Source organism: Microbacterium sp. NPDC090003, assembly GCF_044748385.1.
GTDB lineage: Bacteria > Actinomycetota > Actinomycetes > Actinomycetales > Microbacteriaceae > Microbacterium.
Map to the genome: position 1 here is coordinate 536,141 of NZ_JBIVFW010000002.1, position 12,864 is coordinate 549,004.

Consider the following 12,864-nt stretch of genomic DNA (forward strand, 5'->3'; position numbering starts at 1 on the left):
CTTTCGGCCGCCTCCGCTGTCTCGACGCTCGTCCCGAGCGCCGCTCCGGTGCGCCGACGCCGCGACCGCCGACGTTAGGCGACCCCGCGCTCCTGCCTGCCGATTCCGGTGGACGATGGTCGAGCACCGGTGTCGCCGCCCCGGTCCCCGACAGCCCCGACCGTTAAGGTAGAAGCATGACGTACTCCGTCGCCGTCTCCGGCGCATCCGGCTATGCGGGCGGCGAGATCCTCCGCCTCCTCGCCGCTCATCCCGACATCGAGATCCGCACGGTCACGGCGCACTCGAACGCCGGGCAGCCGCTCGTCGAGCACCAGCCACACCTGCGCTCCCTCGCGCACCTCACCCTGCAGGACACCACGCCCGAGATCCTGGCGGGTCACGACATCGTCGTGCTCGCGCTCCCGCACGGGCAGTCCGGGCAGTACACGGACGCGCTGGGCGACGTTCCGCTCGTCATCGACGCCGGGGCGGATCACCGCCTGACCTCTCAGGACGCCTGGGACGCGTTCTACGGAGGCGCCTTCCACGACGCATGGACATACGGCGTACCCGAGCTCCTCGTCGACGGAGCGAAGCAGCGCGAGAGCCTGCGCGGTGCCACCCGGATCGCCGCCCCCGGTTGCAACGCCTCCACCGTCAGCCTCAGCCTGGCGCCCGGGGTCGCCGCCGGGGTGATCGACCCGGGCGACATCGTGTCGGTGCTCGCGGTCGGACCCTCGGGCGCGGGGAAGAGCCTGAAGACCAATCTGCTCGCCAGTGAGGTCCTCGGCACCGCGAACCCCTACGCCGTCGGCGGTACCCATCGGCACATCCCCGAGATCCGCCAGGCGCTCGCCGCGGCGGGGCCTGCGGGCACCGGGATATCGGGCGACGGCATCCGCATCTCCTTCACGCCGGTGATCGTGCCGATGTCGCGGGGGATCCTCGCCACGTCGACCGCGCCGATCGCGCCCGGGGCATCCGACGCCGACATCCGCGCAGCCTGGCAGGACGCCTACGGCGACGAGACCTTCGTCCAGTTGCTGCCCGCGGGCGTGTTCCCGCGCACGGCCGACGTGCTCGGCGCCAACACGGCGCTGATCGGTCTCGCGATCGACCGTGCGGCGAATCGGGTCACCGTGGTCGCCGCTGTCGACAACCTCGTCAAGGGCACCGCCGGCGCCGCCATCCAGTCCATGAACATCGCGCTCGGCCTCCCCGAGGATCGCGCGCTCTCAGTGAACGGAGTCGCCCCGTGAGCGTCACCGCCCCCGCAGGTTTCGAGGCGGCAGGCGTCGCCGCCGGCCTCAAGTCCACCGGCAAGCCCGATGTCGCCGTCGTCGTCAACCGTGGCCCGCGCAAAGTCGGCGCCGCCGTGTTCACGAGCAACCGCGCCAAGGCGAACCCGATCATCTGGTCGCAGCAGGCGATCGCCGACCGCGTCGTCGAGGCGGTCGTGCTCAACTCCGGTGGCGCGAACTGCTTCACCGGGAGCTTCGGATTCCAGACGACGCACCAGACGGCCGAGAAGGCCGCGGAGCTGCTCGCCATCAGTGCCGGCGACGTGCTCGTGTGCTCCACCGGTCTGATCGGCACCGGCGACGAGGCGTTCCGCGCGAAGGTGCTCGCCGGCACCGAGCAGGCGATCGCGGAGTTGTCCGCGGATGGTGGCGACGCCGCGGCCCGGGCGATCATGACGACCGATACCGTCGCGAAGACGGCGGTCGTGCAGGGCGACGGGTGGACGATCGGCGGCATGGCGAAGGGCGCGGGAATGCTCGCTCCCGGTCTCGCGACCATGCTGGTGGTCGTGACGACGGATGCCGATCTCGAACCGCTCGAGGCGGATGCGGCGCTCCGTGCCGCGACCGGCACCACGTTCGATCGGCTCGACTCCGACGGATGCATGTCGACCAACGATCAGGTCACCCTCCTCGCCAATGGGGCGAGCGGTGTGAAGCCGGACCTCGATGCGTTCCGCGCGGCGCTGCGCGAACTGTGTCAGGAGCTGGCGGTCAAGCTGCAGGGCGATGCAGAGGGCGCGAGCCACGACATCACGATCGAGGTGCGCGGCGCGGTGTCCGAGCAGGATGCCGTCGAGGTCGGCCGTTCGGTGGCCCGCAACAATCTCTTCAAGGCGGCGATCTTCGGCAACGACCCCAACTGGGGTCGGGTGCTCGCCGCCATCGGCACGACCTCCGCGCAGTTCGACCCCTACGACGTCGACGTCTGGATGAACGACGTGCGCGTATGCACGGCCGGCGGTCCGGACCGACCGCGCGAAGAGGTCGACTTGACGCCTCGGGCGACGAACCTCGTCATCGACCTGCGCTCGGGGGAGGCATCCGCCACGATCCTCACCAACGACCTCACCCACGACTACGTGCACGAGAACAGCGCATACGCCTCATGACCGACATCCAGGACACTCCCGCCGAAGAGGCCGCGCAGAAGGCGACGACGCTCATCGAGTCGCTGCCGTGGTTGAAGAAGTTCCGCGACCAGATCGTCGTGGTCAAGTACGGCGGCAACGCCATGGTGTCGGACGAACTTCAGGACGCCTTCGCACAGGACATCGCGTACCTGCGCTACGTCGGCGTGCAGCCGGTCGTCGTGCACGGTGGCGGTCCCCAGATCTCCGACATGCTCGGACGCCTCGAGATCCCCAGTGAGTTCAAGGGCGGGTACCGCGTCACCAATACCGAGGCGATCGGTGTGGTGCGCATGGTGCTCACCGGCCAGGTGAATCCGCAGCTGGTCACCAAGATCAACTCCCACGGGCCGATCGCGACCGGCCTCAGCGGCGAGGACGCCGGCCTGTTCGGCGGCCGCCGCCGCGGGGTCGTGGTCGACGGGGAAGAGGTCGATCTGGGCCGGGTCGGCGACGTCGTGCAGGTCGATCCGACGGCGGTCATCGATCATCTGGTCGCCGGGCGCATCCCCGTCGTGTCGAGCATCGCGCCCGATCTCGACCACCCGGGGCACTCCCTCAACGTCAACGCCGACGCCGCGGCGGCGGCCCTCGCGATCGCCCTCGGCGCCCGCAAACTCGTGATCCTCACCGACGTGCCGGGGCTCTACGCCGACTGGCCGAACCGTGATTCGCTCGTGTCCCATCTGACGTCGACCGCGCTCGTCGACATGCTGCCGAGTCTCGAGTCGGGGATGATCCCGAAGATGCGTGCGTGCCTCGAGGCGGTCGAGGGCGGAGTGGACGCCGCGGCGATCATCGACGGACGCGTGCCGCACTCGGTGCTCGTCGAACTCTTCACCAGCAAAGGAATCGGAACGGAAGTGGTGGCAGGATGACCATCTGGCAGGACGACGCGCAGCGCGACCTCGTACTCAACGCAGGGGCGCGCCTGGCGCTGCTGACGCGTGGCGAGGGCTCCTATCTGTGGGACTCCGAGGGCCGACGCCACCTCGACTTCCTCGCGGGCATCGCCGTGACCTCTCTCGGCCACGCGCACCCGGTGTTCGTCGAAGCGGTCTCCCGCCAGGCAGCGACGCTCGCTCACGTCTCGAACTACTTCGCGACCCCCTCGCAGCTCGCGCTCGCCGCCCGCCTCAAGCGTCTCGCGGGAGCCGGGATCGACGGGCGGGTGTTCTTCTCGAACTCCGGCGCCGAAGCGAACGAGGCCGCATTCAAGCTCGCCCGTCTTCACGGCGGTGCCGAGCGCCCACGCATCATCGCGCTCGAGAACGGCTTTCACGGCCGCACGATGGGCTCGCTCGCATTGACCGCCAAGGAGGCGATGCGCGCGCCGTTCGAGCCGATGCCCGGCGGCGTCGAGCACATCCCCGCGACGGTCGAGGCGCTCGAAGCGGCGATGGACGATCGTGTCGCGGCGGTCATCGTCGAGCCGATCCAGGGCGAGGCGGGCGTGGTCGAGCTGCCCGAGGGGTACCTCGCCGCTGCCCGCTCGCTGACGCTCGCGCACGGAGCGCTCCTCATCGTCGACGAGATCCAGACCGGTGCCGGGCGCACCGGCGCCTGGTTCGGCTTCAGTCATGAGGGCATCACCCCGGATGCGATCACGCTCGCGAAGGGGATCGGTGGAGGTTTCCCGATCGGCGCGCTGGTGACCTACGGTGCGGCGAGCGATCTGTTCACCCCCGGCTCGCATGGCTCGACCTTCGGCGGGAATCCGCTGGCCACAGCGGTGGCGGACGCCGTGCTCGCCGAGATCGAGGACGCAGGGCTCGTCGACAACGCCGCGCGTCGCGGCGAGGAGCTGCGCGAGACCATCCTCGGACTGGACTCGCCGCTGGTGTCGGGTGTGCGCGGTCGCGGTCTGCTGATCGGCGTCGCCCTCACCGAGCCGGTCGCGGGTGCGGTGGTCGCCGCGGCACAGGAGCGCGGTCTCATCGTCAACGCGGCCAACCCCGACACGGTGCGCATCGCGCCCGCCCTCACGATCGGCGACGCCGAGATCTCCGAGTTCCGCGAACTGTTCGCGGCGACGCTCTCCGACGTCTTCGCGACGCTCCCCGGAAAGGTATCCGTATGACCCGCCACCTGCTGCGCGACGACGACCTCACGCCCGCCGAACAGGCCGAGATCCTCGATCTCGCGATCGAGTTGAAGAAGGATCGGTGGGCGGACAAGAGTCTCGCCGGACCCCAGACGGTCGCGGTGATCTTCGACAAGTCGTCGACCCGCACCCGAGTCTCGTTCGCGGTCGGGATCGCCGACCTCGGCGGATCGCCGCTCATCATCTCGACCGCGAGCAGCCAGCTCGGCGGTAAGGAGACGCCCTCGGACACCGCGCGGGTGCTCGAGCGGCAGGTCGCCGCGATCGTGTGGCGCACCTACGCGCAGTCGGGTCTCGAGGAGATGTCGGCCGGTACCCGGGTGCCCGTGATCAATGCGCTGTCCGACGATTTCCACCCCTGCCAGCTGCTCGCCGACCTGCTCACGATCCGTGAGCACAAGGGTGAGCTCGCGGGGCTCACCCTGACGTTCTTCGGCGATGGGCAGAGCAACATGGCGCACTCTTATGCGCTCGCCGGTGTCACGGCGGGCATGCACGTGCGCATCGCCTCTCCCGCCGACTACTCGCCCCGGGCGGACGTCGTGGAGGCGGCCGACCGTCGGGCGGCCGAGACCGGTGGGTCCATCACGCTGTACACCGATCCGGTCGAGGCTGCAGCGGGTGCCGACGTCGTCGTCACCGATACGTGGGTGTCGATGGGCAAGGAAGAGGAGAAGATCGCACGCATCCGGGATCTCGGCGGCTACAAGGTGACGCCCGAGACGATGACACTCGCCGACTCGGAGGCCATCTTCATCCACTGCCTTCCTGCCGATCGCGGATACGAGGTCGACTCCGAGGTCATCGACGGTCCGAAGAGCGTGGTCTGGGACGAGGCCGAGAACCGCCTGCACGCGCAGAAGGCGCTGCTGGTGTGGCTGCTGCGGAAGAACGGTTCGGCATCGGCCCTCGCCGGAGCATCCGCATGAGCGGCACGAAGAGCGACGGCACGAACGAGGGCGCTCTCTGGGGCGCCCGGTTCGCGACCGGTCCGTCACCCGAGCTCGTGGAGTTGAGCCGGTCGACGCATTTCGACTGGATCCTGGCCCCGTACGACATCGCGGGTTCGCATGCTCATGCCACGGCTCTCGAGGCTGCGGGCTACCTGGAGCCGGACGAGGCGGTGCGCATGCACGCGGGCCTCGACGCGGTCGCACGCAAGGTCGCCGACGGCACGTTGCTCCCGGCGCCGACCGATGAGGACGTCCACGGTGCTCTCGAGCAGGCGCTGATCGCCGAGCTCGGCCCGGAGCTGGGCGGACGCCTGCGCGCCGGCCGCAGTCGCAACGATCAGATCGCGACGCTCGTGCGCATGTATCTCATCGACCATGCGGCGGTGATCGCCCGCGACATCCTGCGGGTGATCGACGCGCTCGTCGCGCAAGCCGAGGCGCACCCCGAGGCGATCCTCCCGGGACGAACGCATCTCCAGCACGCACAGCCCGTGCTGCTGGCCCATCACCTGCAGGCCCACGGTTGGCCGCTGGTGCGGGAGCTCGAGCGGCTGGTCGACTGGCGTCGTCGTGCCGGCGTCTCGCCGTACGGCGGGGGAGCACTCGCGGGCTCCACGCTCGGTCTCGATCCGTCGCTCGTCGCCGCCAAGCTGGGGCTCGATCGTCCGGCGGAGAATTCGCTCGACGGCACGGCGGCGCGCGACGTGGTCGCCGAGTTCGCGTTCGTGACCGCGATGATCGGTGTCGACATCTCGCGCCTGTCGGAGGAGATCATCCTCTGGAACACGCGCGAGTTCGGCTTCGTGACCCTCGACGACGGCTACTCGACCGGGTCGAGCATCATGCCGCAGAAGAAGAACCCCGACATCGCCGAGCTCGCGCGGGGCAAGTCGGGGCGGCTCATCGGAAATCTCTCGGGGCTTCTCGCGACGCTCAAGGGCCTGCCGCTGGCCTACAACCGTGACCTGCAGGAGGACAAAGAGCCGGTCTTCGACTCGGTTCGCACCCTCGAGGTCGTGCTTCCCGCCTTCGCCGGCATGATCGCCACGGTGCGATTCGACACGGATCGGATGGCGGCCCTCGCCCCGCAGGGCTTCTCACTCGCGACGGATGTCGCGGAGTGGCTCGTGAAGCGGCGGGTGCCGTTCCGCGATGCGCACGAGATCTCGGGTGCGCTGGTGCGAGCCTGCGAGGAGCAGGGGATCGGTCTCGAGGACGCTTCCGACGAGCTGCTCGCCGGGGTCTCGTCGCACCTGACCCCGGAGGTGCGCGAGGTCCTCACGATCGAGGGCTCCGTCGCCTCGCGCACGGGTATCGGCGGAACCGCTCCGGTGCGCGTGGCCGAGCAGCGCGCCGAACTCGTCGCCCGCGCGCAGGCCGCCGCGCACGCGCTCGGTATCTGAACAGTGCTCCGGCCCCCGGTGGGCCGGAGCACCGTGCTCAGTGCAGGTCGGTGTCGGCGGGTGTCCGCGTCCAGCGGGTGAATCGCACGACGAGTCCGCTGCGCGTCGGCGCGGCGAGGAACGGGCCGGCGGATGCTGCGGCGTCGCCGTCGAACGGGGTGACGCGCACGAGTCGCCACGGGCCTTCGGCCGCGCGGGCCCGCACGATCAGGGCATCCGCCCACCGGCTCACACGCACCGTGACCTCGGCGTCGAGCCAGTCGTCGACGTACCCGACGGACCAGTCCGAGCGGATGGCGGTGACGACGGCGCCGAGGCCGAGGTGCCCGTCGGCGTATTCGAGGCCGGCTTTCATCCAGTGCTCGTCGTCGATGCGCACGAACACGCCGGCTTGATCGAACTCGCCGGTCCAAGGCGCCTGGAAGGCGACCTCCATGGCTTCGCCGACGGCGAGCGGTGCGAGGAGTGCGTGCTCGCTGTCGTGGACGAACCCGTAGGCGGTGTGCCGCCAGGCATCGCTTCCCTCGACGGCGGTCGCGATGAGCTCTTGCCCGCTCTCGGTCGAGAGGGGAGGATGGGTCCAGGCTCCGGCGCTCCACGAAACGTTCTGTGATTCAGGCATATTTCGAGAATATAGCCAATGAAGGCATAACTCAAGAATATGCATGATATGGTTATACGCATGGTCATCGCCGTGATCGCCGACATCGTCGGCTCCCGTTCTCTGAGTGACCGCGGGGTCGCCCAGCGTCGCCTCGACGACGCGATCGCTCGGGTCGAGCGCGATCGCCCGCTGGCGCTGCAGGCACTCACTCCGACCGTCGGCGACGAGCAACAGGCCGTCTATGCCGATCTCGAGGGGGCGATGACGTCGCTCCTGATGATCCGTCTCGCGCTCCCCGACGGCATCGGGTTGCGGTTCGGGCTCGGTGTGGGGGAGGTCGGCCGCGTGGATTCCGCCCACGGAGCGCTTCCCGACGGGCCGGGATGGTGGGCCGCACGCGAGGCGATCGACGTCGCTCACGAGCGTGAAAGGCGAGCGGTCCCGCACTCGCGCACGTGGATTGTCGGTGCCCCCGGCCAGAATGAGGTCATGGAGTCGACCATCGCCGTATCGAACGCCTACCTCCTCGTGCGCGACGAGCTGGTGGGAGCGATGAGCGAGCGGGAGCGACGACTGACCTACGGTCGCGTCGTGGGCCACTCCCAGCAAGAGCTCGCCGAGATCGAGGGCGTGACCCAACCCAGCGTCTCCAAGTCGCTGCGTCGGGCCGGATCCCAGGCCCTCATCGACGGTCTGGCGACGCTGCGCGGTGACATCGCATGATCCTCGCCGGCTTCCTCCTTCTCGCCGTCGGTGCCGTGGATCTCGTGCGGCAGTTCGCCGCGCGACGCTGGATCGGCTACCTGGTGGTCGCCGTGCTGCTGCTCGTGCTCGGCAGCGTCGGAGACGCACTGCTCCCGATGCTGGCGGCGCTCGTAACCGGTGCGCTCTGGGTGTGGTGCATGCCCGACGACCGTCCATCACCCGCCGGGTTCTGGCCGGCCGTTCTGCTCGGCATCGTCAGCGTCGGCGCTGTGGTCACGCTGCCCGAACGATCAGACGCGGGGCTGATCGGCGAGGTGTGGCACCTTGATTCGCCGGTCGGCACGATCTCCTTCGATCTCGCCGTGCTGGTGGTCGGTGCGGCGGCGTTCCTTCTCGAATCCGCGAACCTCGTGGTGCGCGCGGCGCTCGATGGCGAACACACCTGGCGCCCGATCGAGCGCCGAGGGCTCGATGCGAACGTCGCGGACGCCGAGCGAGTCGACGGCGAGTCATCCGTCTCCGAGCCGACGGCGGCGATCGATCGACGCAGTGCCTTCCAGGGCGGGAGATTGATCGGCCCGCTCGAGCGGATCCTGGTGCTCATGCTGACCCTCGCCGCCGCGTACCCGCTCCTGGCGGCGATGCTCGCGGCCAAGGGCATCGTGCGATTCCCCGAGATATCGCGCGGACGCGAGACCGGTGCACGGGCGGAGTACTTCCTCGTCGGCAGCCTCGTCAGTTGGGTGATCGCCCTCGGCGCGGCCTTCCTCGTCTGGTGGTCGGCGAACGGGTGAGCCGTCCGGCGCTGATAGCCTGGAAAACGTGTCTGATCCCGCTCTGACGACTGCGACGCCGGCGATCGACCCCACGTTCGAGAACGTGTGGGACGAACTCGTGTGGCGTGGTCTCGTCCATGTGTCCACCGACCAGGAGGCGCTGCGCGCCCTGCTCGCGGGAGACCCCATCACGTACTACTGCGGATTCGATCCCACGGCTCCCAGCCTGCACCTGGGCAACCTCGTGCAGCTGCTGACCCTGCGACGCATCCAGCTCGCCGGTCACAAGCCGCTGGGGCTCGTCGGCGGATCGACCGGGCTGATCGGCGACCCGCGGCCGACGGCCGAACGCACGCTGAACACGCGCGAGACGGTGGCCGAGTGGGTCGATCGTCTGCGTGCGCAGGTCGAGCGCTACCTCAGCTTCGAGGGCGAAAACGCCGCCCGGATCGTCAACAACCTCGACTGGACGGCGCCGCTGTCGGCGATCGACTTCCTGCGCGAGATCGGTAAGCACTTCCGCGTGGGCACGATGCTCAAGAAGGACGCGGTGGCTGCCCGCCTCAACTCCGACGAGGGCATCAGCTACACCGAGTTCAGCTACCAGATCCTCCAGGGCATGGACTTCCTCGAGCTCTACCGCCAGTACGACTGCGTGCTGCAGACCGGTGGGTCCGATCAGTGGGGCAACCTCACCAGCGGCACGGATCTCATCCGGCGAGCCGAGGGTGCGTCCGCCCACGCGATCGGCACCCCGCTGATCACGAACAGCGACGGCACCAAGTTCGGCAAGAGCGAGGGCAACGCGATCTGGCTGGACGCATCGATGTGCAGCCCGTACCGCATGTACCAGTTCTGGTTGAGCACCGCGGATGCCGATGTGATCGAGCGTCTGAAGGTCTTCACGTTCCTCTCGCGTGCCGAGATCGAGGAATATGCGGCGCTCGTCGAGTCCGAACCGTTCCGCCGAGCCGCCCAGAAGCGGCTCGCCCTCGAGGTGTGTGCGACCGTGCACGGCATCGAGGCGACGGCGGCGGTGATCGCGGCATCCGACGCCCTCTTCGGCCAGGGCGATCTGACCACGCTCGACGCGGCCACGCTGCGGACCGCCCTCGAGGAACTCCCGAACACGACCGTCGCGCTGGGATCACCGGTGGTCGAGGCTCTCGTCGCGACGGGTCTGGTGTCGAGTCTCTCCGAGGCACGTCGCGCGATCGCCCAGGGTGGGGTCTCGATAGACGGCGCCCGGGTCGAAGGCGAGAACGACACGGTGCGCGGCGGTCTCCCGGGCGGTGTGTCCGTGCTCCGTCGCGGCAAGAAGACCCTGGCCGGCGTCTTCATCGCCTGACGGTTCCGCATCGTCGCGCCCTCGCGCCGACACCGAGGAGGACGGATGCCGTTCACACCCAGTCACGCACTGGTCGCTCTGCCGTTCATCCGCACGCCGCTCGTGCCGGCGGCGATCGCGATCGGGGCGATGACCCCGGATCTCCCGCTGTTCCTCCGGGGCGCGGGGCTAAATTACTCGTTCACCCACACCGCGGCGAATGTGGTCTGGACGGCGCTCCTCGCGTTCGTGCTCTTCCTCGTATGGCGCATCGTGCTGCGTCCGGCCGTGCCGGAGCTCGTTCCGGCGTGGGTCGCGCGGCGGCTTCCCTCGGGTTGGGATCGCACGGCGATCGCCGCGGCCGGTGAGGCCGTCGGAGTCGGCGAGCGTCGGGCGTATCCGGTGCTGCTCGCGGTGTCGCTGATCCTGGGTGTGATCTCGCACATCCTCTGGGATCTCTTCACGCACGAAGGCCGTACCGGCGTCGAGCTGTTTCCGGTTCTCGACGAGATGTGGGGTCCGCTCCCGGGCTACAAGTGGATGCAGCACGGGTCGAGTGTGATCGGACTCGCGATCATCGGAGTGTGGGCGCTGGTCTGGCTGAGCGGTCGATCTCCTCGGGAGAGCATCGATCGCCGGGTGCCGCACGGCGTGCGCGTCACCTGGTGGGTGTCGCTCCCCGTCGTGCTGATCGGCGCCTGGATCGTGGGCTCGCTCATCTGGGGGCCGCTGGACGCGGAGTTCACTGCGCAGCACCTCGCGTACCGGGTGCTGCCTCCGGCTTGCGCGATCTGGGGAGCGGCCACGATCGTGCTGTGCCTCGTGATCGCGCTGCGCCGCTCACGTCACCAACGCGGGTGATCCCGTCCCCAGGGTCGCGGAGCTGCGAAGTCGAATCCGGGGATCACCGGGCCGACGGTGATGACGCGCCGCCCGCCGACGGAGAACCCCGTCGTATGGCGAGAGACGTCGATCGTTCGCTCGGCGGCGACGACATCGTGCCGCTGTAGCCCGAGCAGTTCGGCGGCGATCCGTCGCAGCGAGGTCGTGACGAGCCAGCTTCCGCCCTCGAACTCCCGCCGGCGGAGAGCGACGGAGACGGCGGCGGCCAGCAGATAGCCCGCGCTGTGATCGAGAGCCTGAGCCGGGAGCGCACCGGGCGTGCGCCCGTCGCGAGACTCGATCCAGGAGATGCCGGACTCGGCTTGCACGAGGCTGTCGAAACCCGCGCGATCCGAATGCTTGCTGCCCCAGGCGCTCAGCTGGGCGACGACGAGATGCGGATGCCGTCGTGCGAGGGATGCCGGATCGAGGCCGAGGCGGTGGAGGGCCGCAGGCCGATAACCGAGTACCGCGGCATCGGCGGAGGCCAGCAGCTCTTCCATCTGTGAAGAGCGGCCATCGAGGAGAGCCGTTCGCTTCCCGTGACCGGTGTCGAGGTGCTGCCAGTCCGGCTCGGGGAGATGCGGAGGGTCGATGCGTAAGACGTCGGCACCGAGAAGCGCGAGTGTCCGCGTGCAGACGGGACCCGCGATCACGCGGGTGAGATCGAGCACGCGCGACCCGGCGAGGGGAAGATCGGCGTTCGCGGATGCGGGGAGATCCGCGACGTCCGGGCGCTCTCCGTCGCGGGTCACCTGCAGCAGCGGTGTTGCCCGGAGGGTGTGATCGTGGGCGGGGTGCTCGGACGAGACGGCGACGGCGAGTCCAGCGCTCGCACGGATGGCGCGGATGGCATCGGCGGTCGTCAGACGGGAGAGGGCAGAGGCGACCTCTGCAGGTCCGACCGTCTCTGTGAGACGGAGACCACGCCGAAGCGCTGCCGCATGATGCGGGTAGTTCCCATGGGTACGGATCCACCCGTCAGAGGTGGGCCAGAACCCGGAGAACGGCGACCATACCTGGGGAGGCGAACCGTCGACCGAAAAGAACCGGTCGCTTCGATACGCCAGGGAGATTCGATCGGGGTCGAGTGTCCGATGGTCACTGCCCGCGATGACGGTGATCGCCGACACGCTGGCGAGCGCGAGTTCGTCCGTCGCGAGCCGTGAGGGGAGGGGGACCGTCGCGCCCGAACCGAAGGGGTCCACATCTGCAGGAGGACTCGTCCGCAGATCAGCGAAGACGCGTCGAAGCAGCCACGAGGGCATGGGTCGAGGGTAGTCCTGGCGCGGCGTGACGAGAAACGCCCGCTGATCGGGACGAACGTCCTGCACCGACGCCGGCGACACGCCCGAGGGGTGGCGCTCGATTTGCCAGAACTCCGGAATCCACGTAACTTATTACTTGTTCGCCCCACAGGGAAGCGGAGAAAGCCTAGAGCTTCACCCCCCTCAAGCGGAGAACGAATCCCAACCCACTCTCACTTGAGAGAACAGACGCTTGCGTCTAGGATGGGAGACTCACCTCTTCTACAGCTTGTCCGGCTGTGTAGTGGATCAACGATCTGCTCGACACGCCGACTTGACAAGCCGGATGAGATGGGTAAGGTAGAGAAGTTGCCCTTCGGGCCTGGTTGTGATGACTGGGTCGTGGGAGCATCCGATCCTTGAGAACTCAACAGCGTGCACTTGTCAAAT

At 68.8% G+C, this 12,864-nt stretch carries 12 protein-coding genes; 10 read left to right on the plus strand and 2 right to left on the minus strand.

Going from position 1 to position 12,864, the window contains the following annotated elements:
• Positions 1-176 precede the first annotated feature (176 nt).
• Genes argC through argH form a run of 6 tightly spaced genes read left to right on the plus strand, consistent with a single transcriptional unit; the run spans position 177 to position 6,873 of the window.
• The gene (gene argC / locus ACIPVN_RS15525) at positions 177-1,241 is read left to right on the plus strand and encodes an N-acetyl-gamma-glutamyl-phosphate reductase (RefSeq protein WP_400444660.1); all 1,065 of its coding nucleotides are present in this window, start codon (positions 177-179) and stop codon (positions 1,239-1,241) included.
• Complete coding sequence (gene argJ, locus ACIPVN_RS15530; RefSeq protein ID WP_400444663.1) at positions 1,238-2,395, plus strand: bifunctional glutamate N-acetyltransferase/amino-acid acetyltransferase ArgJ; 1,158 nt, start codon at positions 1,238-1,240, stop codon at positions 2,393-2,395. Before argC ends, argJ begins: the two co-directional genes overlap by 4 nt.
• Complete coding sequence (gene argB / locus ACIPVN_RS15535) at positions 2,392-3,291, plus strand: acetylglutamate kinase (protein WP_400444665.1); 900 nt, start codon at positions 2,392-2,394, stop codon at positions 3,289-3,291. Before argJ ends, argB begins: the two co-directional genes overlap by 4 nt.
• Positions 3,288-4,493: an acetylornithine transaminase gene (locus ACIPVN_RS15540; RefSeq protein ID WP_400444668.1), complete on the plus strand. Its 1,206-nt coding sequence runs from the start codon at positions 3,288-3,290 to the stop codon at positions 4,491-4,493. The genes argB and ACIPVN_RS15540 overlap by 4 nt, the downstream gene beginning before the upstream one ends.
• Positions 4,490-5,446 carry an ornithine carbamoyltransferase gene (gene argF, locus ACIPVN_RS15545; protein ID WP_247956524.1) on the plus strand — a complete coding sequence of 319 codons (957 nt, stop codon included), beginning with the start codon at positions 4,490-4,492 and terminating at the stop codon, positions 5,444-5,446. The genes ACIPVN_RS15540 and argF overlap by 4 nt, the downstream gene beginning before the upstream one ends.
• Positions 5,443-6,873 carry an argininosuccinate lyase gene (gene argH, locus ACIPVN_RS15550; RefSeq protein WP_400444672.1) on the plus strand — a complete coding sequence of 477 codons (1,431 nt, stop codon included), beginning with the start codon at positions 5,443-5,445 and terminating at the stop codon, positions 6,871-6,873. The genes argF and argH overlap by 4 nt, the downstream gene beginning before the upstream one ends.
• Before the next feature lie 37 nt (positions 6,874-6,910).
• Here argH and ACIPVN_RS15555 read toward each other — a convergent pair whose 3' ends face one another.
• On the minus strand, positions 6,911-7,495 hold the full coding sequence (locus ACIPVN_RS15555) for a DUF1349 domain-containing protein (protein WP_400444675.1): 585 nt from the start codon (positions 7,493-7,495) through the stop codon (positions 6,911-6,913).
• Positions 7,496-7,555: 60 nt separating this feature from the next.
• On the opposite strand from ACIPVN_RS15555, the gene ACIPVN_RS15560 reads away from it, so the two are divergent.
• Genes ACIPVN_RS15560 through ACIPVN_RS15575 form a run of 4 tightly spaced genes read left to right on the plus strand, consistent with a single transcriptional unit; the run spans position 7,556 to position 11,146 of the window.
• Positions 7,556-8,200 (plus strand): SatD family protein, encoded by a 645-nt coding sequence (locus tag ACIPVN_RS15560; RefSeq protein ID WP_400444678.1) that lies wholly within the window; start codon positions 7,556-7,558, stop codon positions 8,198-8,200.
• Positions 8,197-8,976, plus strand: a complete 780-nt coding sequence (locus tag ACIPVN_RS15565) for a hypothetical protein (protein ID WP_400444681.1) — start codon at positions 8,197-8,199, stop codon at positions 8,974-8,976. The genes ACIPVN_RS15560 and ACIPVN_RS15565 overlap by 4 nt, the downstream gene beginning before the upstream one ends.
• A 28-nt stretch (positions 8,977-9,004) precedes the next feature.
• Positions 9,005-10,306 (plus strand): tyrosine--tRNA ligase, encoded by a 1,302-nt coding sequence (gene tyrS / locus ACIPVN_RS15570; protein ID WP_400444683.1) that lies wholly within the window; start codon positions 9,005-9,007, stop codon positions 10,304-10,306.
• Between the two features lie 45 nt (positions 10,307-10,351).
• The gene (locus ACIPVN_RS15575; protein ID WP_400444686.1) at positions 10,352-11,146 is read left to right on the plus strand and encodes a DUF4184 family protein; all 795 of its coding nucleotides are present in this window, start codon (positions 10,352-10,354) and stop codon (positions 11,144-11,146) included.
• Here the strand turns inward: ACIPVN_RS15575 and ACIPVN_RS15580 are convergent.
• Positions 11,131-12,435 (minus strand): CoA transferase, encoded by a 1,305-nt coding sequence (locus ACIPVN_RS15580; RefSeq protein ID WP_400444690.1) that lies wholly within the window; start codon positions 12,433-12,435, stop codon positions 11,131-11,133. The genes ACIPVN_RS15575 and ACIPVN_RS15580 overlap by 16 nt on opposite strands.
• Positions 12,436-12,864 lie beyond the last annotated feature (429 nt).

What these genes read in the sequence shown, in the direction of transcription:
- argC (WP_400444660.1), top strand. Translation starts at nt 177, where the DNA reads ATGACGTACTCCGTCGCCGTCTCCGGCGCATCCGGCTATGCGGGCGGC.
- argB (WP_400444665.1), top strand. Translation starts at nt 2,392, where the DNA reads ATGACCGACATCCAGGACACTCCCGCCGAAGAGGCCGCGCAGAAGGCG.
- ACIPVN_RS15540 (WP_400444668.1), top strand. Translation starts at nt 3,288, where the DNA reads ATGACCATCTGGCAGGACGACGCGCAGCGCGACCTCGTACTCAACGCA.
- argF (WP_247956524.1), top strand. Translation starts at nt 4,490, where the DNA reads ATGACCCGCCACCTGCTGCGCGACGACGACCTCACGCCCGCCGAACAG.
- argH (WP_400444672.1), top strand. Translation starts at nt 5,443, where the DNA reads ATGAGCGGCACGAAGAGCGACGGCACGAACGAGGGCGCTCTCTGGGGC.
- ACIPVN_RS15555 (WP_400444675.1), bottom strand. Translation starts at nt 7,495, where the DNA reads ATGCCTGAATCACAGAACGTTTCGTGGAGCGCCGGAGCCTGGACCCAT.
- ACIPVN_RS15560 (WP_400444678.1), top strand. Translation starts at nt 7,556, where the DNA reads ATGGTCATCGCCGTGATCGCCGACATCGTCGGCTCCCGTTCTCTGAGT.
- ACIPVN_RS15565 (WP_400444681.1), top strand. Translation starts at nt 8,197, where the DNA reads ATGATCCTCGCCGGCTTCCTCCTTCTCGCCGTCGGTGCCGTGGATCTC.
- ACIPVN_RS15575 (WP_400444686.1), top strand. Translation starts at nt 10,352, where the DNA reads ATGCCGTTCACACCCAGTCACGCACTGGTCGCTCTGCCGTTCATCCGC.
- ACIPVN_RS15580 (WP_400444690.1), bottom strand. Translation starts at nt 12,435, where the DNA reads ATGCCCTCGTGGCTGCTTCGACGCGTCTTCGCTGATCTGCGGACGAGT.